The sequence below is a fragment of the Kiloniellales bacterium genome, from assembly GCA_030064845.1.
Classification (GTDB): Bacteria; Pseudomonadota; Alphaproteobacteria; order Kiloniellales; family JAKSDN01; genus JASJEC01.
Window position 1 is genome coordinate 14,099 of sequence record JASJEC010000011.1, and the last position, 19,602, is coordinate 33,700.

The 19,602-nt window shown below is 66.5% G+C and carries 18 protein-coding genes; 7 read left to right on the forward strand and 11 right to left on the reverse strand.

What is annotated here, in order from left to right; all coding sequences use genetic code 11:
* Nucleotides 1-2: 2 nt before the first annotated feature.
* The 4 genes from QNJ67_06215 to QNJ67_06230 all read right to left on the reverse strand — a co-directional run bounded on the left by QNJ67_06215 (nt 3) and on the right by QNJ67_06230 (nt 4,307).
* The gene (locus QNJ67_06215; protein ID MDJ0608554.1) at nt 3-509 is read right to left on the reverse strand and encodes a hypothetical protein; all 507 of its coding nucleotides are present in this window, start codon (nt 507-509) and stop codon (nt 3-5) included.
* 65 nt (nt 510-574) lie between these two features.
* Nucleotides 575-1,633 (reverse strand): Glu/Leu/Phe/Val dehydrogenase dimerization domain-containing protein, encoded by a 1,059-nt coding sequence (locus QNJ67_06220; GenBank protein ID MDJ0608555.1) that lies wholly within the window; start codon nt 1,631-1,633, stop codon nt 575-577.
* A 209-nt stretch (nt 1,634-1,842) separates the two neighbouring features.
* Complete coding sequence (locus QNJ67_06225; protein ID MDJ0608556.1) at nt 1,843-3,111, reverse strand: hypothetical protein; 1,269 nt, start codon at nt 3,109-3,111, stop codon at nt 1,843-1,845.
* 20 nt (nt 3,112-3,131) lie between these two features.
* Nucleotides 3,132-4,307, reverse strand: coding sequence for an iron-containing alcohol dehydrogenase (locus tag QNJ67_06230; GenBank protein ID MDJ0608557.1), 1,176 nt, complete (start codon nt 4,305-4,307; stop codon nt 3,132-3,134).
* Between the two features lie 279 nt (nt 4,308-4,586).
* Between QNJ67_06230 and QNJ67_06235 the strand changes: the two genes are divergently transcribed.
* Both QNJ67_06235 and QNJ67_06240 read left to right on the forward strand, forming a co-directional pair.
* Complete coding sequence (locus tag QNJ67_06235) at nt 4,587-5,708, forward strand: TAXI family TRAP transporter solute-binding subunit (GenBank protein MDJ0608558.1); 1,122 nt, start codon at nt 4,587-4,589, stop codon at nt 5,706-5,708.
* 1 nt (nt 5,709) lies between these two features.
* The gene (locus tag QNJ67_06240; GenBank protein ID MDJ0608559.1) at nt 5,710-6,738 is read left to right on the forward strand and encodes a tripartite tricarboxylate transporter substrate-binding protein; all 1,029 of its coding nucleotides are present in this window, start codon (nt 5,710-5,712) and stop codon (nt 6,736-6,738) included.
* Nucleotides 6,739-6,747: 9 nt separating this feature from the next.
* On the opposite strand, the gene QNJ67_06245 is transcribed toward QNJ67_06240, so the two are convergent.
* The 4 genes from QNJ67_06245 to QNJ67_06260 all read right to left on the reverse strand — a co-directional run bounded on the left by QNJ67_06245 (nt 6,748) and on the right by QNJ67_06260 (nt 11,139).
* The gene (locus QNJ67_06245) at nt 6,748-7,497 is read right to left on the reverse strand and encodes an SDR family oxidoreductase (GenBank protein MDJ0608560.1); all 750 of its coding nucleotides are present in this window, start codon (nt 7,495-7,497) and stop codon (nt 6,748-6,750) included.
* Nucleotides 7,498-7,567: 70 nt separating this feature from the next.
* A complete protein-coding gene (locus QNJ67_06250; protein MDJ0608561.1) occupies nt 7,568-8,005 on the reverse strand; it encodes a hotdog fold thioesterase in 438 nt (145 codons plus the stop codon).
* A gap of 230 nt (nt 8,006-8,235) precedes the next feature.
* Nucleotides 8,236-9,603, reverse strand: a complete 1,368-nt coding sequence (locus tag QNJ67_06255; protein MDJ0608562.1) for a glutamine synthetase family protein — start codon at nt 9,601-9,603, stop codon at nt 8,236-8,238.
* A gap of 174 nt (nt 9,604-9,777) precedes the next feature.
* A complete protein-coding gene (locus QNJ67_06260; protein ID MDJ0608563.1) occupies nt 9,778-11,139 on the reverse strand; it encodes a hypothetical protein in 1,362 nt (453 codons plus the stop codon).
* A 266-nt stretch (nt 11,140-11,405) separates the two neighbouring features.
* On the opposite strand from QNJ67_06260, the gene QNJ67_06265 reads away from it, so the two are divergent.
* The 3 genes from QNJ67_06265 to QNJ67_06275 all read left to right on the forward strand — a co-directional run bounded on the left by QNJ67_06265 (nt 11,406) and on the right by QNJ67_06275 (nt 13,313).
* Complete coding sequence (locus QNJ67_06265) at nt 11,406-11,843, forward strand: CBS domain-containing protein (protein MDJ0608564.1); 438 nt, start codon at nt 11,406-11,408, stop codon at nt 11,841-11,843.
* A 92-nt stretch (nt 11,844-11,935) separates the two neighbouring features.
* Nucleotides 11,936-12,568 carry a methyltransferase domain-containing protein gene (locus QNJ67_06270; protein MDJ0608565.1) on the forward strand — a complete coding sequence of 211 codons (633 nt, stop codon included), beginning with the start codon at nt 11,936-11,938 and terminating at the stop codon, nt 12,566-12,568.
* 22 nt (nt 12,569-12,590) lie between these two features.
* A complete protein-coding gene (locus QNJ67_06275; protein ID MDJ0608566.1) occupies nt 12,591-13,313 on the forward strand; it encodes a dimethylsulfonioproprionate lyase family protein in 723 nt (240 codons plus the stop codon).
* 8 nt (nt 13,314-13,321) lie between these two features.
* Here QNJ67_06275 and QNJ67_06280 read toward each other — a convergent pair whose 3' ends face one another.
* Genes QNJ67_06280 through QNJ67_06290 form a run of 3 tightly spaced genes read right to left on the reverse strand, consistent with a single transcriptional unit; the run spans nt 13,322 to nt 16,970 of the window.
* Complete coding sequence (locus tag QNJ67_06280; GenBank protein ID MDJ0608567.1) at nt 13,322-15,133, reverse strand: ABC transporter ATP-binding protein; 1,812 nt, start codon at nt 15,131-15,133, stop codon at nt 13,322-13,324.
* On the reverse strand, nt 15,130-16,023 hold the full coding sequence (locus QNJ67_06285; protein MDJ0608568.1) for an ABC transporter permease: 894 nt from the start codon (nt 16,021-16,023) through the stop codon (nt 15,130-15,132). Before QNJ67_06285 ends, QNJ67_06280 begins: the two co-directional genes overlap by 4 nt.
* Entirely contained in the window at nt 16,020-16,970 is a 951-nt protein-coding gene (locus tag QNJ67_06290) for an ABC transporter permease (GenBank protein MDJ0608569.1), read from the reverse strand. The genes QNJ67_06285 and QNJ67_06290 overlap by 4 nt, the downstream gene beginning before the upstream one ends.
* 366 nt (nt 16,971-17,336) lie before the next feature.
* Here QNJ67_06290 and QNJ67_06295 point away from each other — a divergent pair, with 366 nt between their 5' ends.
* Both QNJ67_06295 and QNJ67_06300 read left to right on the forward strand, forming a co-directional pair.
* Complete coding sequence (locus tag QNJ67_06295; GenBank protein ID MDJ0608570.1) at nt 17,337-18,935, forward strand: ABC transporter substrate-binding protein; 1,599 nt, start codon at nt 17,337-17,339, stop codon at nt 18,933-18,935.
* A gap of 159 nt (nt 18,936-19,094) precedes the next feature.
* Complete coding sequence (locus QNJ67_06300) at nt 19,095-19,535, forward strand: universal stress protein (protein ID MDJ0608571.1); 441 nt, start codon at nt 19,095-19,097, stop codon at nt 19,533-19,535.
* Nucleotides 19,536-19,602 lie beyond the last annotated feature (67 nt).

The window sequence follows — 19,602 nt, forward strand, 5'->3', positions numbered from 1 at the left end:
GCTCAGAGCCTGAGATGGCCTGGGCAATAGCGGTTGAAGGCCGATACGACATCGGAGGCCGGATCCCGCAGAAAGAAGAAGACCGCGCCGATCCGGTTGCCGGCCAATCCAAGGGTGGCAATGCGGAGCACGCGCTCCCAGGGACCGCGATCGAATCCACGGATCAGGATCATCGACTTGTGCAGCAGACCGCCGTCAATCTCCACCTCTTCGATCTCGCTCCATTTGAAACTCTTCCAGCCGAAAAGGCCCGGTCCCGCGATCCCCGCCGGACCGATCTCGACGAGCGGACGGCCGGCAATCAAGGCTCGGCCCAGGAGCAAGGCGGCATAAGCCGTGTAGAGGCCAAGAACAGTCATCAGGATCGGCGCGCCAAGACTCGAGGTCGCAGCGGTAGCGTCGCCGTCCCGCAGGGCCTCGGCGAGAGCGAGCGCCGGGATCGAGAGCATGGCCAAGGCGAGGACGGCCACCGGAAGCAGGACGACCACGGTCTTCCAAACCGAAAGCAAGAAGGGCCGCTGCCCGGATTGAGACGGCGGGAACCCGCCCATGGGCTGAGCCGGCCGGTTGGCGGTCAGGCCGCCGCCGAATGCGCGCCGTGGACCTTCTTGAAGCGCTCTTCCGCGATGCGGTCGGCGGCGTCGGCGGTGGAATCGCCCGTCGCCTCGGCGCGCTTGAAGATCTCTTCCAGGGTGTCGTGGATCAGGGCGATGTGGGCGAAGGCCTCGACCTTGTCGTAGCCCGGGCCTTCGTGGCTGATGTTGATGATGCCGCCGGCGTTGATCACGTAGTCGGGAGCGTAGAGGATGCCGCGCGCCTGCAGCAGGTCGCCGTGCCGCGCTTCGGCGAGCTGGTTGTTGGCGGAACCGGCGATGATCGGGGTCTTCAGCCGCTCGATGCTCTCGTCGTTGATCGTCGCGCCCAGCGCACAGGGGGCGTAGACCTCGGCCTCGGCGTCGTAGATCGCCTCCGGCGACACGGTGCGGCCGCCGAACTCGGCGGCGACGGCGGCCATGGCGGCCTCGTCGATGTCGGTCACGATCAGTCTCGCGCCGTCGCCCGCCAGGTAGCGGCAGAGATGGCGGCCGACGTGGCCGAGTCCCTGGACTGCGACGGTAACGCCGCTGAGGTCGTCCTTGCCGAGCTTGTGTTTCACCGCAGCGCGAATGCCCATGAACACGCCGTAGGCCGTGCCGGGCGATGGGTCGCCGACGCCGCCGCGGCGCGTGCCGGCGACGAACTTCGTCTCGCGCCCCATGATCTCGACGTCGTCGACGGAGATGCCGACGTCCTCGGCAACGATGTAGCGGCCGCCCAGGGAGTCGACGAAGCGGCCCATGGCGCGGAACAGCGCCTCGCTCTTCATGCTGCGCGAGTCGCCGATGATCACCGACTTGCCGCCGCCGTAGGGCAGGTTGGCCAACGCCGACTTGTAGGTCATGCCCCGAGCGAGGCGCAGCGCGTCGGTCAGGGCCTCGTCCTCGTTGGCGTAGCGCCACATGCGGCAGCCGCCGAGCGCGGGGCCCCGATTCAGATTGTGGAGCGCGATGATCGCCCTCAGGCCGCTGTCGGCGTCGTGGCAGAAGGCCACCTCGGCGTGGCCGTCGAATTCTGGGTGCGTGAAGACCGTCATGTCGAACGTGAACCTCGCGAGCTTATTATTGCGCCTGTCGTATGCGGCGCGTTATGTGATAGATATCAATGGTCTAGTGAAGTATTCAACCTTCGGTGACTTAACGGTAAGTAAATCGACAGAAAGTTGATTTTTGCCGCCGATGGACGAAAACAAAGTTCTCACCGCGCCTGCACGGCGAAATATTCTGCCCCGCTCGGAGTGCGCGGCTACTCGGACTTTGCCGAGATGGAATCGCGGATCTCAAGCAGACGCATGGCCGCGCGCAAGAACATTAGGCGGTCGGAGAAACCCTTCGGCCGCAGCTCGACGTGCTCGAGCCCCTCGAGCACATAGAGGTGGGCCTTCTCCTCGGGCAGCGCCCGGGCGAGGGCCTGGCTTTCCGTACTGGGAATGATTGGGTCCTTGCTGCCGTGCAGCAGGATGACCTCGAAATGGGCTTGGGACAGGTCGAGCCGCTTCAGGTCGAGCGCGAAGATCTCATCGCGCAGGGTCGCGGGAAGCGCTCTTATCAGCGCGCCGACCCGCTCGGGGTCGCGATTGCTCAAGAGGTTCATGACCGCAAGGCCGTCGGGCCCCAGGCGGCCGACCAGCTGACCGACATCGGCCGCCGGATCATAGATCTTCCGGTCGGCGATCGCATCGAGCAGGACGCGGTCCCGCCACTCGGGCATGCGCGCGGCGTTGCTGCGCAGGAAGACCCACTTGCCGTGCTCGTTCGGCGTGCGATAGCGCCAGGCGTCCTCCGGTGAGTCGCGATAGTTCCCGGTGGTGAAGAAGGTGATGACCGCTTCCATGTCGTAGTAGCCACCGACCGACAGGATGAAGGCGACACGATCCTTGGCCGGCGTTTCGCTTGCGGCGATCACCGCGGGTCCCGCAGCATAGGAGACCGCCATGATGCCGACCGCCGGCTCGCCTTCCTGCCCTGTGGCCCGGGCGACCCGCTGCACCGCCGCGGCGATGTGCCGGGCGTCGTCGGCGCTGACGTTGAGTCGCCGCAGGTTCTCGATGTCGGGCACCAGGACGGTGAAACCGCTGCGCGCGAAGGTCTCGGCCACGGCGATCAGGCGCGGGTCGTCCTTGCCGCCCGGTGCGGCGCCGGGCACCAGGACCAGCGGCACGCCGGCCTTCTCGCTGCGCGGCTCATAGAGATCGCCGTAGAAGCCGCTGCGCGTGGGGCCGTAGGCGATCTGGCGCCGTGTCGGCGCCGGCGTCGAATCCTTCAGCGCGCTCGGCCCCGGGCCGGCGTTGAGGTCGTCGAGCAGGGCCCAGGCCTCGTAGGTGCGCTGCGGCGAGCACGCGGCGGCGAGTGCAAGAAAGAGGGAAACGGCGGCGACGCGTCGCGCCAGTCTCTGCAGGCTGAATACCTTACCTCTAGGTATCACCCCGTTGTCATTGCCGGACTTGATCCGGCAATCCAGTGGGGCGCAACTCTGGATGCTCGGGTCAAGCCCGAGCATGACAAGCTTGGGCAAGCGGCATTGCCTTCTTGTGGTCAGAGCCGGCCGTCGAGCGCATCCCGGAACATGGCCTTGAGCTCGGGCGCGCCGACCGGCACGGGATTGCCGCCGGCCGTCGGGTCGACCGCGGCCATCTCGGAGAGCTGGTCGATCCGCTCGTCGCCGACCCCAAGGCCGCCGAGCGTCTCGGGAATGCCGATTTCCGCGCGCAGTGCCAGTACCCACTCCAGAACCGCCGTAAAGCCCGCGCCGGGCAGGCCGAGCCAGGCGGCGAGGCGGACCATCTTTTCCTCGATAGCGGCGCTGTTGTGACGCAGCACGTAGGGCATGACGACGGCATTGGTCAGGCCGTGGTGCGTGTCGTAGAGCGCGCCGATCGGGTGCGACAGCGCGTGGATCGCCCCGAGGCCCTTCTGGAAGGCGGTCGCGCCCATGGAGGCCGCGACCAGCATGTGGGCCCGGGCCGCTAGGTCCGACCCGTCGGCGACCGCGCGCGGCAGCCAGTCCTTCACCAGGCGTATGCCCTCGACCGCGATTCCCTCGGCCATGGGGTGGAATCCCGGAGCGCAGTAGGCCTCGAGGCAATGGGCGAGGGCGTCCATGCCGGTCGCCGCGGTGATCTTGGCCGGCAGGCCGAGTGTCAGCTCGGGATCGGCAATCACGATCTCCGGCATCATCTTCGGATGGAACACGATGTTCTTGGTCTCGGTCGCCTCGTTCAGGATGACCGAGGCGCGGCCCACTTCCGACCCGGTGCCCGCGGTCGTCGGCACCGCGATGATCGGCGCGATGCCGGCGGGATCGGCGGCCTTCCAGTTGTCGCCGACGTCCTCGAAGTCCCAGATCGGCTTGTTCTGGCCGGACATGAAGGCGATCGCCTTGCCCGCGTCGAGCGCGCTGCCGCCACCGAAGGCGATCACCCCGTCGTGGCCGCCGTCGCGATAGGCCGCAACCCCGTCGCTGACGTTGCGGCCGACCGGGTTCGGCTTCACGTCGCTGAACAGTCCCGCCGCCAGACCGGCGCCTGCCAGGCCCGTCATCGCATCCCGTACCATGGCGAGGTCGGCGAGGCCGGGGTCGGTCACCAGGAGCGGAGACTTCATGCCGAGGCTTCCGCAGGCCCGCGGCAACTGGGCGATACGTCCGGGCCCGAACCTGATCTGCGTCGGAAAGCCCCAGGTCCCCTTCAAGGTCTGCGGATCGGGCGTCATGTCCTGCTCCCTACTTGCGCGACAACCTGCCCGCGCCTTGCGGCTTCCCCCGGGCCTGACAAGACGGAGTCTATGGGGGGTGTGCGGGCGGCACAACACTTCAGGGCGGACGACAGCCGGCCTGGAAGGGCGCGGCGCGCGGCCGCTGCCGGGCCCTGGAATTTGAGGTCGAGCCAATCTGTAGTAGTCTCGGAGTCCTGCGGGTCCGGTCTCGCCACAAGAAGACGCCCGCTGTCCCGGGCATGCGGCGCATCACAAGAGCAACAGAGGGGGCTTTCGATGCCGCATAGATTCGTTCTCTGCATTGCGCTGATCGTGGCGTGCCAGCTTCCGGTTGGCGGCGCCGGCGCGCAGCAGGGTCTTGCCGAGACGCTGCGGCGCGACATCAATGCCAACGTCGTCCGGGTCATGGCCGGCGGAACCGGCGGCACGGCTTACCGAACCGCGGTCGATCTTGCATCGGTGCTCGACGACGGAACGGACCTGCGGGTCCTGCCGATCCTGGGCAAGGGGTCGCTGCAGAACATCACCGACATTCTCTACCTCAAGGGAGTCGACATCGCGATCGTTCAAGCCGATGCCCTGACCTACGCGAAGGATAACAAGATCCATCAGGGTCTCGAGCGGCGCATCCACTACGTGACGCGTCTCTACAACGAGGAGCTCCACCTGCTCGCCGGCTCCGCGGTCCGGGAAATTCAAGAGCTTGCCGGTAAGAAGGTGAACTTCGGTCCGAAGGATAGCGGCAGCTACGTCACCGCCTCGAACATGTTCTCGGAGCTCGGCATTGTGGTGGAGCCGCAGACCCTGGAGCACGGCGTCGCAATGAACAGGCTGCGGGCGGGTGAGATCGACGCCATGGCTTTTGTCGCCGGCAAGCCGGCCGGGCTTGTTCAGAGCGCCCCCGCGGACGGCTCGCTTCGTCTCCTGTCGGTCCCCTTCACGCCGGGCCTGCTCGACGCTTACCTGCCTTCGAGCCTGGTGGCCAAGGACTACCCAAATCTGCTCGGCGCCGACGGCAAGGTCGATACCATCGCCGTGGGCGCCGTCATGATTGCGTTCAACTGGAAGCCCGACACCAAGCGCTATGCCAACGTCGCCCGTTTCGTTACCGCTTTCTTCAACCGTTTCGAGGAATTCCAGAAGCCGCCGCGGCATACCAAGTGGGCCGAGGTCAATCTGAACGCCGAGATTCCGGAATGGAGCCGCTTCAGCGCCGCGCAGGATTGGCTGGACGACTTCGGCCCCAGCGACCGCGTCTTCAGCTACGACGAGCTGCGCTCCGCGGTCGGCACCTTCCTCGACGCAGAGGCCGCCGAACTCGGCGTGGCCACCGAGCCGGAGCGGGACCGCGAGCTCTTTCGGGTCTTCCTGCGCTGGCTGAAAACGAAACCGGAATAGCATGCTCAAGGAATTGAGTGGCGCCGATCGGCCGGGCAGGAGGCACGGGAGACGGCGCCGGAGAGGGTGGGCGGCCTGTGCCCTGCTTGGGCCCCTGTTCTGGTTCTTCGCCGCGGCCGCCGGCCCGGCCTTGGCCTGGCAGCCGGAGCAGCCGGTCGAGCTGGTCATCATGGCCGGGAAGGGCGGCGGCGCAGACAAGATGGCCCGCTTCTTCCAGGAGATCATCGAATGGGAGGAGCTGTCGCCCCAGCCTTTCGTGCCGGTCAACAAACCCGGCGGATCCGGCGCCGAGGCTCTCGGCTACCTGAAGGAGAACAGCGGCAACCCGCACATCGTCCTGGTCACGCTCAACAGCTTCTACACCACGCCGCTGCGCGACCCCGGTCTCGGCATCGACATCGAGAGCTATACGCCGATCGCCCGCATGGCCGAGGACACCTTCCTGCTTTGGGTGAACAACGACAGCGAGATCGAGACGCTGGAAGACTTTCTCTCCGTCGCCAAGGGCAAGGGTGACCGCTGGATCATGGCCGGGACGGGCACGGCTTCCGAGGACAACCTGCTGACCGACTTCCTGAACGCGGCCTACGGGCTGTCGATGAAGTACAGTCCCTTCAAGGGGGGCGGCCGGGTCGCCAGGGAACTGATCGAGAAGCGCGCCGACTCGACGGTGAACAATCCGGCCGAGCAGGAGAGCTACTTCGAGTCCGGCAAGTCGCGCCCGCTCGCCGCCTTCACCCCGACGCGTCTGGATATGTTCAAGACCGTCCCGACCTTCCGCGAGAAAGGCCAGGACATGGTCTACTTCATGCAGCGCAGCATCGTCGGCCCACCGGGTCTGCCGGACGAGGTCGCGACTTTCTACCGCGAGCTCTTCCGCGAGGTTTACGAGTCCAAGGACTGGCAGGACTACATGAACCAGAAGAGCCTGCGCGGCCGGTTCCTGACCGGGCAGCAACTCAAGGACTACTGGCTCGAGGAGCGCGAAACCCACCGCGCGCTCCTGATCAAGATGGGTGAGATCGAGTAAACCGCCGTTTCAGGGCAGAGCCAATCGCCCGCCGTCCACGACCAATTCGATCCCTGTGATGAACGAGGCCTTGTCCGACAGCAGGAAGAGCGTGGCGTCGGCCATGTCCTGGGTGGTGCCGAGACGGCCAAGAGGAACGCCGCCGGCGGCGGCCGCCTTCTTGGCCGGGTCCTCCTCCCAGCGCGCCTGCATGGGCGAGACGGTCCCGCCGGGGCAGAGTGCGTTGGAGCGGATCCCGTCGCCGGCGAACTGCACGGCCAGCGACTTGGAGAGTGAGACGATCGCCGCCTTGGCCGCCTGGTAGGCGTCCTGGGGTTTGTCGTCGCCGCGCAGCGCCTGGACCGAGGCGATGTGCACCATGGCGCCGCCGCCGCTCTTCTTCATCAGCGGCACCGCGTGACGGGTCGCGTGGACCATCGATTTCAGATCGATCTGCAACACCTGGTCCCAGACATCGAGATCGATGTCGACCAGGGAGACGTCCCGGTCGAACCAGAGCACGCCGGCGCCGTTGACCAGGTAGTCGAGCCGTCCCGTCTCGTCAAAGGCCCGGCCGATCGCGGCGCCGACAAAGGCGTCGTTCGTCAGGTCGCCCTGGAGATAGAGAGCGCGGCCCGGACCCCGGTCCAGGCCGTCGGGCCGGTCCTTGAGGTCGATGCAGGCCACGTTGGCACCCGCGGCGAGCAGATCGCGGGCAATGTTCAGGCCCATGCCGCCGCCCGCGCCGGTGACCACGGCCGTCTTGTTCTTGAAGCTCATAAACTGCTGTCCCCCGCTCTCAGGGCCCGATTGTAGCGTTGCCGTGGGCGGCGAGGGAAGCGGGGAGGGGTCAGTAGCGGTTGGGCGTGCTCAGCACGGCCATGGTGACCCGCGAGACGCAGACCAGCTTGCCGTTCGCGTCGTCCGTGATGCGCACATCCCAGATCTGGGTCGTGCGGCCGAGGTGGAGCGGCCGCGCCGTCCCGGTCACAGACCCTTCGGCCACCGGCCGGACGTGGTTGGCGTTGATCTCGAGCCCGACGCAGTGATTTTTGCTGCGGTCGATGCAGAAGGTGGCCGCCCAGGAAGCGAGAGTCTCGGCCAGCACGACCGAGGCGCCGCCGTGCAGCACGCGGGCCGGCTGCCAGGTGCGCCGGTCGACCGGCATGCGGGCGCTCAGATAGTCGTCGCCGGCCTCGAGCAGCTCAATGCCCAGGTGATCGACCAGGGTGTCGCGGCTCCGCTCGCGCGCGTCCGCCACGGGAAACTCGTCGAACCAGATCGCCATGACCGGCCCCTCTCATCGTTCGAGGGAACGATGGCGCACAACCCACGCGCCCGTCCAGCAAAAGCCGGGACGCTGCGGCCTCCTGGGCGTTGCGGGCGATCTCGTTGGTCGCGGCGTTCTGCTCCTCGACAGCCGAGGCGATCGCCGTGGTGAACTCGTCTATACGGCCCATCACGCCCGGATCTTTTCGATGGCGTCGATGCATCGACCGCGGATCCGGGTCGAGGGCCTCAGGCCCGCTCGAAGTTCCGGACCACTTCCCAGTCGGTCACGCGGCGGTCGTATTCCGCCTGTTCCCAGCGTCCGCAGTGCAGATAGTGGTCGATCACCTTGTCGCCCAAGGCCTGGCGCAAGACCTTGGAGCCGTCGAGCGCCTCGAGGGCGGCGCGCAGCGTTTTGGGCACGTCGGGAACCTCGTCGGCCTCGTAGACGTTCCCGCGGAAGGCCGGCTCCAGCTCCAGCTTGTTCTCGATGCCGTGCAGTCCGGCCGCCAGGGTCGCCGCGTAGGCCAGGTAGGGGTTGGCGTCGGCGCCCGGGATCCGGCACTCGACCCGGGTGCCCGCACCGGGACCCAGCACCCGGAAGCCCGCGGTGCGGTTATCCAGGCTCCAGGCCAACTTGGTCGGCGCGAAGGAGCCGGCCTGGAAGCGCTTGTAGGAGTTGATATAGGGGGCGAAGAAAAGGGTCATGGCCTCGGCGCAGGCGAGCTGGCCGGCGAGGTAGTGCTTGAACAGCTTGGAGTGGCCGTGGGCGTCGTCCTGGTCGGCGAAGAGCGGGGTGTCTTTCTCGGCGTCCCACAGGGACGAGTGCAGGTGGAAGGAGTTGCCGGCGAGCTCGTAGGCGAACTTGGCCATGAAGGTGATCGCCTTGCCGTGGAGGAATGCGATCTCCTTGGCGCCGTTCTTGTAGAGGACGTGGCGGTCGGCCATCTCCAGCGCCTCGGCGTAGACCAGGTTGATCTCCTCCTGGCCCGGCCCCCACTCGCCCTTGGAGACCTCGACAGGAATGCCGGCGCCGTCCATGCCGTTGCGGATCGCCCGGATCAGGCTCTCTTCCTTGGTGGTCTGGAAGATGTGGTAGTCCTCGATGTACCAGCCGGCGTGCTTGAGCTCGCGGTAGCCCTTCTCCCGCGCCTGGTCGTAGGGCTCGTCGAAGAGATAGAACTCCAGCTCCGAGGCCATCTTCGCGATCCAGCCCTTGTCGGCCAGGCGCGCCAGCTGCTTCTTCAGGATCGACCGGGGCGCGTGGGGGATCGGCTCGTGCTTGTGATGGTCCACCAGGTCGCAGAGCACCAGGGCCGTCCCTTCGAGCCAGGGAATGCGCCTCAGCGTGTTCAGATCCGGCTTGAACACGAAGTCGCCGTAGCCGAGGTCCCAATTGGCCGCCGCGTAGCCGGGCACCGGCTCGTTCTCCATGTCGATGGTCAGCAGGTAGTCGCAGCCGTGGGTCTCCTCGACGATGTTGGAGAGGAAGAAGTGCCCGGTCACGCGCTTGCCCATGAGCCGGCCCTGCATGTCGACCATGGCGACCACCACCGTGTCGATCTCGCCGGCCGATACCAGGCCGTCCAAGGTTTCCAGGTCGATCTTGCCGGTCATGTCGCTTCCTCGCGCGCGCTGCGGTCTGGGCTCATTCAGAAAGCCTCGGGGCGTCGCCGGCTCGGCACAGTGCGGCCGGTCCAATCACCGGCGAGAGTCTAGGCGGGACTTCTCGGCGCTGTAAAGCGAGGCCGGGACCTTCGAGCCTTGGGGCTTCGCGGCAAGGCGCGGCGGCTAGTTGTTTGTCAACAGGGTGAACCTCCGGCTCTCCACCCCGGCCCGCTTGTCCAGTTCAGCCGCCACGCAGAGGTCGGGAACGTAGAGTTGGCACTGCGGCCGTTTCGCCAGAGCCTGGTCGAGCTGGTCGAGGAGGTGCTGCGGGTCCATGTGGTTGGGAGCCGCGATCCTTCCGGTCACGACATGCTTCTCGATCACCTCACGATGTTCATGATCGCGGTCGGGATCGCGCCAGCAGTTTGCGCAGAGGAACTCGACGTTCTCCGTGTGCGCGTAAACGACCGCGTCGTCAGCGAGGTCGCGGCTGACATCGGCCAGCTGGCGGGCCTCCTCCTGGGTGCCGGCGAAATCGAACAGTTGGTAGTGCCGGCGGACCAGCGTTGCGAGGTGAGGGAACACGTCCACAATCGTGTCCCCGTAGGTGTGCGAGGTGATGGGCGCCCCGTCGAACAGGACGACGTCGCCGTAATCGACCCCCAGGTTCCGATAGAGGACGCTGCGGACAATGCCGTGACAGGGACTGAGGCGTTCGATCCAGATCGTTTCTTCCAAACCCGGGTCGTCCGCCGCCGCGTCCCGCTCGGCGAGCGGCCGCTCGGCGAGCCTCACCTTGCACTCGGGATAGCCGCCTTCCGGCAGGCCGAAGCGGCCCATCGCGATCTTCTGGCCCATGCCTTGCCAGACTTCCAGGGCAATGGCGCCCTCGCCGGCGCCCGTGGCGCAGATCCCCAGGTTCCATTGGATGCTGTCGACGGGCTCGTCCGCCAGCCCGGCCGCGGTCTGGTTCGCCGCCATGCCTTCCGCGAAACGGCCGCGGGTCTTGAAGAAGAGGCCCAGGTTGTAGTGGTGCCGGCAGCTCTGCGGGTCGATCTCGGTCAGGCGCCGATAGCACCGCTCCGCAAGCGCGTCGTGCTGCCGCGCCATCAGGCGCGCGGCGGTGCCCAATCCCGATAGGATGTCTTCCTCACCCGGGCCGCTCTTCCGCTGCTTGGCAAACTCGGCGAGCTTCTCGATCACGCTTGGGAAGACCTCATCCGCCGGGGGCGGCGCGTTAAGGTCGTCGATGTCGCGCGCGGACTCGAGGCATTCCGCCACCTTCTGCAGGATCGCGACCTCCTCTGGATGGGCGTGCGCGATCTCCGAGAGGACTTCGACGGCCGCCTCGATCGACAGGTGTTGGCAATCGATGATCCGAAGCAGCGCCATGGCCGCAAGCTCCTGGTGACGCTGGGCCTTCCGGAGCGGCTCCAGCCGCTTCAGCGCGGGCGGCTCCCGGCCGGCCTCGACGTCGTTAACGAATTCTCGCTCGAGCGACTCGATCTCTTCTTGAGAAAGGACCCTGCCGATACTTGGAGGCATGCGAGTCATCTCCGGAGGGTTGATGGCAAACGCGGAACCAGCCCCGCGCCCGGCCGCTCGCGATCGGGCGGCGTTCGAGCGGCAACAATGAATCCCACATTTCCTTTGCACAAAGGATAAGATCCGCGCGGTCAGGAGAACTTGACGAACATCAACGTGGCGCCGCGGCGAAGGCGCTAGGACTTTGTTTCCGATTGGAATGCCAGTTTCCGGGTTCGGAGCTGCGCCGCAGCGGACTCTCTCCAGCAACAAGGCGTATCGGCGGAATGATCAAACCTCCCCCCAGTCTCGCACAGGCCATGACGCCCTTTCCCTATGCCATCGAACGCTCGGCCTCGGTCGACAAGGCCAGGCAGATGATGGACCAGCACGGTGTCCGCCACCTGCCGGTCACCGAGGGTCGCGAGCTGGTCGGTATCCTCTCGGACCGGGATCTACGCTCGGTGCTGTTCCTGCCCTTGGGCCGCGAGAAGGCCGCAGGCCTCACCGTTGCCGATGTCTACGTGCCCGATGCCTACACGGTGGATTTGAACGAGCCGATCGAGAGTGTTCTGCTGACCATGGCGGAACGCCACATCGGCTCGGTCCTGGTAACGCGTAAGGGCCGCCTCGCTGGAATCTTCACGGCGGTCGACGTCTGCCGCTGTTTCGGTGAATACATTCAGGAGAACTTTCCCGGGCCGGGCGGGGACCAGGCCGCGTAACAGCGGCGGTCGTGACGGCGCGACTTCCTAGAGCGGAATCCAAAAGCCATACTGCCCCTATCTCGTCCCGGCCGAGCAAGGGAGATCAAGCCGTGCCCAAGGCGCCACGGGGAAAGTTGGCCGATGTCAGCGGCAAGGACGTCTCGATAGATCCAGCCGAGCACTACGATGCCTGGGCCGACAGCTATGACCGGGACCTGCTCCAGGAATACGGCTACCGCGCCCACCGCATCGCCGCGAAGGCTCTGTCCGATCTGCTGCCCGACGGGGCGGCGCGGATCATCGACGTCGGCTGCGGCACTGGCCTCGTGGGGCTCGAACTGGCCAAGCTCGGCTACGGGCGGCTCGAAGGTGTCGATATCTCGGAGGGCATGCTGGCCGAAGCGGCGAAGACCGGCGTCTACCAAGAGCTGATCCGGCAGGACGCCGAGAAAGCGCCCGCGCCGGAGCAGGGCGTCTACGATGCCGTGATCAGCGTCGGCAGCTTCGGACTCGGCCATCTCGGCCCCGAAGCCTTCCCCAACCTGGTTTCACTGGCCCGACCTGGCGCGCCCGTGGTGATCTTCATGAACGCCGAGCCCTATGTCGACCAGGACTACGCCCGTCACGTCGCCGATTTGGAGCGCGACGGGGTCTGGGTCGTGACGCGGATCGAGGACCACAACTACATGGACGCACTGGAGCGCCCCGGTAAGCTTATCCTCGCGCGGCGGCCGGAAAGCTGATCGCTTGCGGCGCGTGGAGGACATGGCGGAGGCGGCGCGCGCCTTCCTGGCGGCGCTGACCCGGGATCTTGCCGAGAGGGGCGCCACCGATCCCAACCTCGTGCCCTTTGTGAAGGATCTCTCCCAAGTCGAGACGGCCAGCGTGCAGCGCGGGCCCTTCGAGGCGCTCGCGCACCCGGCGGTGAAGCATCTCGAGCGGGCCTTGGATAACGCCAGCGGATGCGAGGGGCTGCTGGGCCCCGCGCTCGCGGCCGCCCGGGCCCTCGACTGGCATCAGGTCTACGCCGGCGGCGGGATCGATGAGAGCCTCGCCGAGGGCATGCTCGCGTCGCAGGCGGCCGGCAATTACGGCTGCTTCGCCAGCCGGAGCGTGGCGACCGGGCAGTTCCTGCTGGCGCCGGGAATTCACTATCCGCCTCACACCCATGCGGCGGCGGAGATCTACTACTGCCTCTCGGGCCGGCTCCGGATCCAGCATGGACTGGATGGCGCGCCCTTCGAGCTTGTCCCCGGCGACTACTCCATAACGCCCCCGCACCGGCTGCATACCCTGGATACCGGTTCCGAGCCGGCGCTGCTGATCTATTTCTGGCGGGGCGACATGGGCGGACCGACCTGGTGGTGGAGCAGGGAGGAGGACAGCGGCTGGCGGCGCACCGCCTGGCAGCGCACGCCCGGCGAGCCGTGGAGGGCTTTGCGCAGCGAGCCGGTCACCCGGGAAATCATGCGAGAGGCCCATGGCTGAGGCCCGGTTCATCCGAGCTCGGCGACCTCCCGGTGGCAGGTGATGCGGTGGCCGTGGAGCAGGGGACGGACCGGCGGCTCGGTCGTGTCGCAGACGCCCTTGATGGCCACGGGGCAGCGCTTGTGAAAGGAACAGCCGGTGGTGCCGATCTCGACCACGGAGGCGGCGGCCAGCTGGGCCGTTTCGGTTTCACGGATCTCCTCCAGCCAGCCTTGGCGCATCTCCGGCACGGAGTGGAGCAGCAGCGAGGTATAGGGGTGGTAGGGCGGAGACAGCACCTGTGCCGTCGGCCCCTGCTCGGCTACCCGGCCGGCATAGAGCACGACCACCCGGTCGGCGAAGCTCGCGATCGTGGAGAGGTCGTGGCTGATGAAGACGAAGGTGACCCCCGTGTCGTTCTGCAGGCGCTTCAGCAGGTCGATGATCTGCGCGCCGACCACGGTGTCGAGCGCCGAGGTCACCTCGTCGCAGAGAATCACCTCGGGCTCGGCGGCCAGTGCGCGGGCCAGGTTAACCCGCTGCTTCTGCCCGCCCGAGAGCGCCTGGGGCCGCCGGTTGGCGAATTCGGCCGGCAGCTCCACCATTTCCAGCAGCTCGGCGACCCGGCGGCGCCGGTCCCCCGCCGGCATCTCGAGATAGAATTCGAGCGGCCGCTCGAGCGCCTGGCCGACCGTCTTCAGGGGATTGAAGGCGACGTCGGGCATCTGCATGACGATCTGCACCCGCTGCAGCTGCTTGCGGGTCCGCTCCTTGACGTCGTTCTTCAGCGCGCTGCCGTCGAGCAGGATCTCGCCCTGGGCGGCGGGCAGGAGGCCGGAGATCACCCGCGCCAGGGTGGACTTGCCGCAGCCCGACTCGCCGATCACGCCCACGGCCGAGCCGCGCGGAATGTCGACCGTGACGTCATGCAGGATCTTCACCGCCGGGCTGCCGTCGAGCCGCTTGCCGTAGCCCGCGTCGACACCCTTGATTTCGATCACGAGGCCCTCGCCATGGCCCCCCTCGGCGGCGCCTTCGCCGGTCCGCTTCGGCGGTGGCCGGACCGCGGCCATCAGCTTGCGCGTATAGTCCTGCTGCGGGTCGTGCAGGATCTGCTCGGTGGTGCCCTCCTCGACGGTCTCGCCGCCGAACAGCACCTTGATCCGGTCCGCGATCTGCGCGACCACCGCGAGGTCGTGCGTGACGTAGATGGCGGCGGCGCCGGAGTCCCGGATGGTGTCCTTGAAGGCGGCGAGGACCTCGACCTGGGTGGTCACGTCGAGCGCGGTCGTCGGCTCGTCGAGCACCAGGAGATCGGGGTGGGCGTTCATTGCCATGACCGCCATCAGCCGTTGAAGCTGTCCGCCGGAGACCTGGTGAGGGTATTTGCGGATGATGTTCTCGGGGTCCGGCAGCTGCATGCGCCGGGCCAGATCGATCATGCGGGCCTCGGCCTCGTCCCGGGTGCCGACCCCGTGCACCATCGAGACCTCGGTGATCTGATCGTCGAGGCGCAGCGAGGCGTTGAACGCGGCGGCGGCGGACTGCGCCACGTAGGAGATCCGCGCACCGCGGATCGCCCGCTTGTCTTCCAGCGAGAGGTCCAGCACGCTGATGTCGTCGAAGATCACCTCGCCGCCGCAAAACCGGCAGCCGGGCTTAGCGTAGCCCATGGACGCCAAGGCGATGGTCGACTTCCCGGCGCCGGATTCGCCGATCAGCGCCAGCACCTCGCCCCGCTTCACTTCCAGCGAGACGCCGCGCACGATCGGCGTGAAAGGACTGCGCGTGTTGCGCCGGCCTTCGATCTGCAGGTTCCTGATCTCGAGCAGCGCGCTCACTTGATCAGCTCCGAGGAGATGTCCTTCTGAGAGCGGCCCAGGTTCCAGTCGATCAGCAGGTTGTTGGCTAGGGTCACGGAGAAGATGCAGACCGCCGGCAGGATCGGCGCCAAGGCGACGTGGATGCCGTAGAACAGCACGTAGTTCATCGCCGCCATGTTCTCCTTGACCATGGAGCCCCAGTCGGAGAAGGGCGGCTGCACACCGAGCCCGAGGAAGGAAAGCGACGAGAGCAGCAGGATCGAATAGGTGAAGCGCAACCCGAAGTCGGTCGAGAGCGGGATGAAGGCGTTGGGCATAACCTCGTGGCGAAGGATCCACCAGAGCGACTCGCCCCGCGCCCGGCTGACCTCGACGAAATCCATCACCATAATGTTCTGCGCCAGCGAGCGGGCGATTCGGTAGACCCGGGTTGCCTCGATGAAGCCGATGGTCAGCACCAGCAGCCAGAGCGAGGATCCGAAGGCCGAGACCAGGATCAGCGCCAGCATGATCGAAGGAAAGGAGACGAAGGCGTCGTTGATCCGGCTCATCACGTCGTCGACCCGCCCGCCAAGGATGCCGGCGACGAAACCCAGGGTGACGCCGGCGACGAAGGCGAAGACCGTGGCGGCCAGCGCCAGGCCCAGGGTCATGCGGGCACCGAAGATCAGCCGGCTGAAGACGTCGCGTCCCAGGTAATCCGAGCCGAGCAACATCCGCGCCTCTCCGTCGCCGGCGCCGAAGGACTGGTCGGTCAGGATTTTGCTTTCCTCGTAGGGCGCCAGCCAGGGCGCGGCCAGGGCGACGAAGGTCCAGAACACCAGGATCCCGACCGACATCCAGCCGAGGAACCCGAGCTCGGGCAGGTGGAAGCGGGGCTCCTCCGCGACGGCGGGCGTGGCGCTCATTTGGCGTGCCTCAGTCGCGGATTGGCCACGATGGAGACCACGTCGGCCAGGAGGTTGAGGAAGATGTAGATCGCGCAGAAGAACATCGCGCAGGCCTGCACCACCGGGATATCGCGCGAGGCCACCCCGTCGACCATCAGCTTGGCGACCCCGGAGTAGGAGAAGATCGTCTCGACCACCAGCACGCCGCCGATGATGTAGGCCAGGTTGACCGCGATCACGTTGATGATCGGCGCGATCGCGTTGGGCAGGGCGTGCTTGAGGATGATGGTCCGGCGCGGCACGCCCTTGAGGATCGCCATCTCGATCGAGGGGTGGCCGAGCACGTTGAGGATGGCCGAGCGGGTCATGCGCATCATGGGCGCCAGCACCGCCGCGGTCAGGGTCGCGACCGGCATGGCCAGCGCCAATAGGGTCTCGCCCCAGCTCGCGTCCGCGGAAACGCGCGCGATCGCCGGCAGCCAGCGCAGCTCCACGGCGAAGGCCAGGACCAGCAGGGTCGCGATCAGGAACTCGGGCGCCGAGATGATCGCAATCGAGCCCGTGGTGAGCGTCCGGTCCATGAACCCGCCCGGGCGCATCGCGGCGTAGAGGCCGAGCCCGACCGCCAGCGGCACGGCGAAGAGCGCGGCCAGCCCGCCCAGAAGAAGCGTCTTGGGCAGCCGGGGCGCCAGGATCTCGGAGACCGGGCGTTGGGTTGCCAGCGAGTTGCCGAGATCGCCGGTGACCAAGCCGAGCAGCCACTCGCCGTAGCGCACGTAGGCCGGGCGGTCGAGATTCATCGCCTCGCGGTAGGCGGCCAGGGTTTCCGGGGTCGCACCCTGTCCAAGCACGGCCTGGGCGACGTCGCCCGGCAGGATCTCGGTCCCGGCGAAGACGATCAGCGAGACGACGAACAAAGTCACAACGCCCAACGCGATCCTGCGCAGGATCAGCGACCCGAGCATGAACTCCCCCTGTTCCGGCTCCTCACGCTTGCCCCATTGTTTGTTCGTATCGGGCCGTTGCCGTCAGTAAGGCACGATCCCGGCAGCGAGATCAACAGCCGGGCCGGGCTTTACTCGATCCGCCCGGAAACCAAGCCGGCCAACTTCGCGGTTTGCCCAAAATCGGAAGTTAAACTAGTGTGATGGTTCTGAAATTCGGCACGATGAACATGCCGAATCTTTCGGAAGCTGAATCACACTAGCACCTTAGTGTTAGTGTCCCTTCGATTCCGAAGCTCGATTGCTCGAGATTCGGAATCGGGACACTAGGCTCAGGCCGGCAAATTGAACCTGCGGTAACAGCAGCAATGGAACAGGGAGAGACCGATGCAAGACAAAAGGGGTGAGTACTGGAAGTCCGAGTTCCTGAAGGGGCGGATTTCCAGGCGCGAGTTCATTGGCCGGGTCGGCGTCCTCGGCCTGACGGCGGCGGCTTCGGGCAGCCTCTTGGCCTCGGCCGACCGGGCCCTGGCGGCCACGCCGAAGAAGGGCGGGCGGCTGATCCTGGGCTGGTACGCCCACAGCGCCAAGGACACCTTGAACCCGAACCGTCTGACCACCTCGCTCGACTTCCAGCGGGCCTATCAGACCATGGGAACCCTGGTGCGCTACGCCAACGATCTCTCGGTGCAGCCCGATCTGGCGACCGAATGGGAATCCAGCGACGACGCCAAGGTGTGGCGCTTCAAGCTGCGCCAGGGCGTGGAGTTCCACAACGGCAAGACGCTCACCATCGAGGACGTGATCTACTCGCTCAACCGCCACCGCGGCGACGACAGCGACTCGATCATCAAGGCCTGGCTCGATCCGATCACCGATATCCGCAAGGACGGCAACGACGTGCTGGTGGTCGAGCTGAGCGGGCCGAACGGCGATCTGCCCTATTACTTCGGCGACATGCACGCCTGCATCGTTCCCGACGGCTTCACCGACTTCAACAACTGCATCGGCACGGGTCCTTACAAGATCAAGACCTTCGAGCCGGGCGTTGGCATGCTGTCCGAGCGCTTCGGCAACTACTACCGGGACGACATCGCCCACGTCGACGAGGTCGAGAGCTTCGGCATCGGCGACACCCCGGCCCGCATGAACGCGCTGATCTCGGGCGAGGTCCACTTCGTCACCCGCGTCGACCCCAAGCTGGTCGAGCTGATCAACAACGCGCCGGGCGTCACCATGGCGAGCGCCCCGGGTTCGCGGCACATCACCTTCCCGATGATGTCCGACGCGCCGCCCTTCGATAACAACGACCTGCGTCTGGCGATCAAGCACATGGCCGAGCGCCAGAGTATGGTCGACAACGTGCTGAAGGGCTTCGGCACCATCGGCAACGACACGCCGATCGGCCCGAAGGACAAGTACTTCTGCAAGGACATCCCGCAGCGCGAGTTCGATCCGGACAAGGCCAAGTTCCACCTCAAGAAGGCGGGCATGGAAGGCCAGACGGTCACGCTCCACACTTCGCCGGCGGCGGGCGGCTCGGCGGCCCCGGACCTGGCCCTGCATCTGGCCGAGAGCGCCAAGAAGGTGGGCTTCAACATCCAGGTGCAGCGTGAGCCGGCCGACGGCTACTGGAGCTCGGTCTGGATGAAGCGGCCCTTCCACATGTCGAACTGGATGCCGCGTCCCACGGCGGACCTGCGTTTCAGCCTGGTGCACCTCTCGGATGCCAAGTGGAACGAGTCCCACAACGGCACCGCCGAGCTGGACGGCCTGATCATCAAGGCGCGCGGCATGATCGACGGGCCGGAGCGGGGACAGGTCTACTGCGACATCCAGGAGATCGTCCACAACACCGGCGGTTCGGTGATCCCGGTCTTCAACAGCTGGCTCGACGCCCGCACCGAGAAGCTCATGGGCTGGTCGGCGCACCCCGTCGGCGAAGGCGACGGCTTCCGGGTCCACGAGAACGTCTGGCTGACCTGAGCCCGACCGAGACCGCCAGCCTATGGGGAACTCCGGCCTTGAAACCGCCGGAAGTTCCCCCGGGACTAGGGCGCATCCCTCTCCCTCTGTGGGGAGGGATGCGGCACCGCTACGCGGGCTTGGTCGAAGTCAGGATCCCATCAGAAGGGAGGAACTGGAATGTTCAGCAACATTCTCGTCGCGATTGATGGATCCAAGTCATCCACAAAGGCCCTGGAAGCGGCCATCGAAGTGTCGAAGAGGTTCGATGGCAAGCTGCATTTGATCCATGTCGTTCGAGAGATGCAGCTTCCCGCGGAGGTCATACATGCCAAGGAATTGGAGACGGTCCGAGGGACCAGGCAGGATGTGCTCAACACGGTCGGCGAGCGTCTGGTCAACCAGGCGAAGCGGGTCGCCGAGACCAAGGGAGTCAAGTCGGTGGCGAGCGATATCGGGACCGGGGATCCGGCGAACGCCATCATCGGATATGCGAGCCGAAACGGCGTCGATCTGATCGTGGTGGGCAGCCGCGGTCTGGGCCAGGTCCAGGGCATGTTGATGGGCAGCGTGTCGCGCAAGGTGAGCAACCTGGCGGCCGTTCCCTGCTTGGTCGTCTAGGGCCGTTTTCTGATCGAGTCTGGAAGCTGCCGGCAGACTGATGGGACCGCCCGAGCCCGGGCGGGTC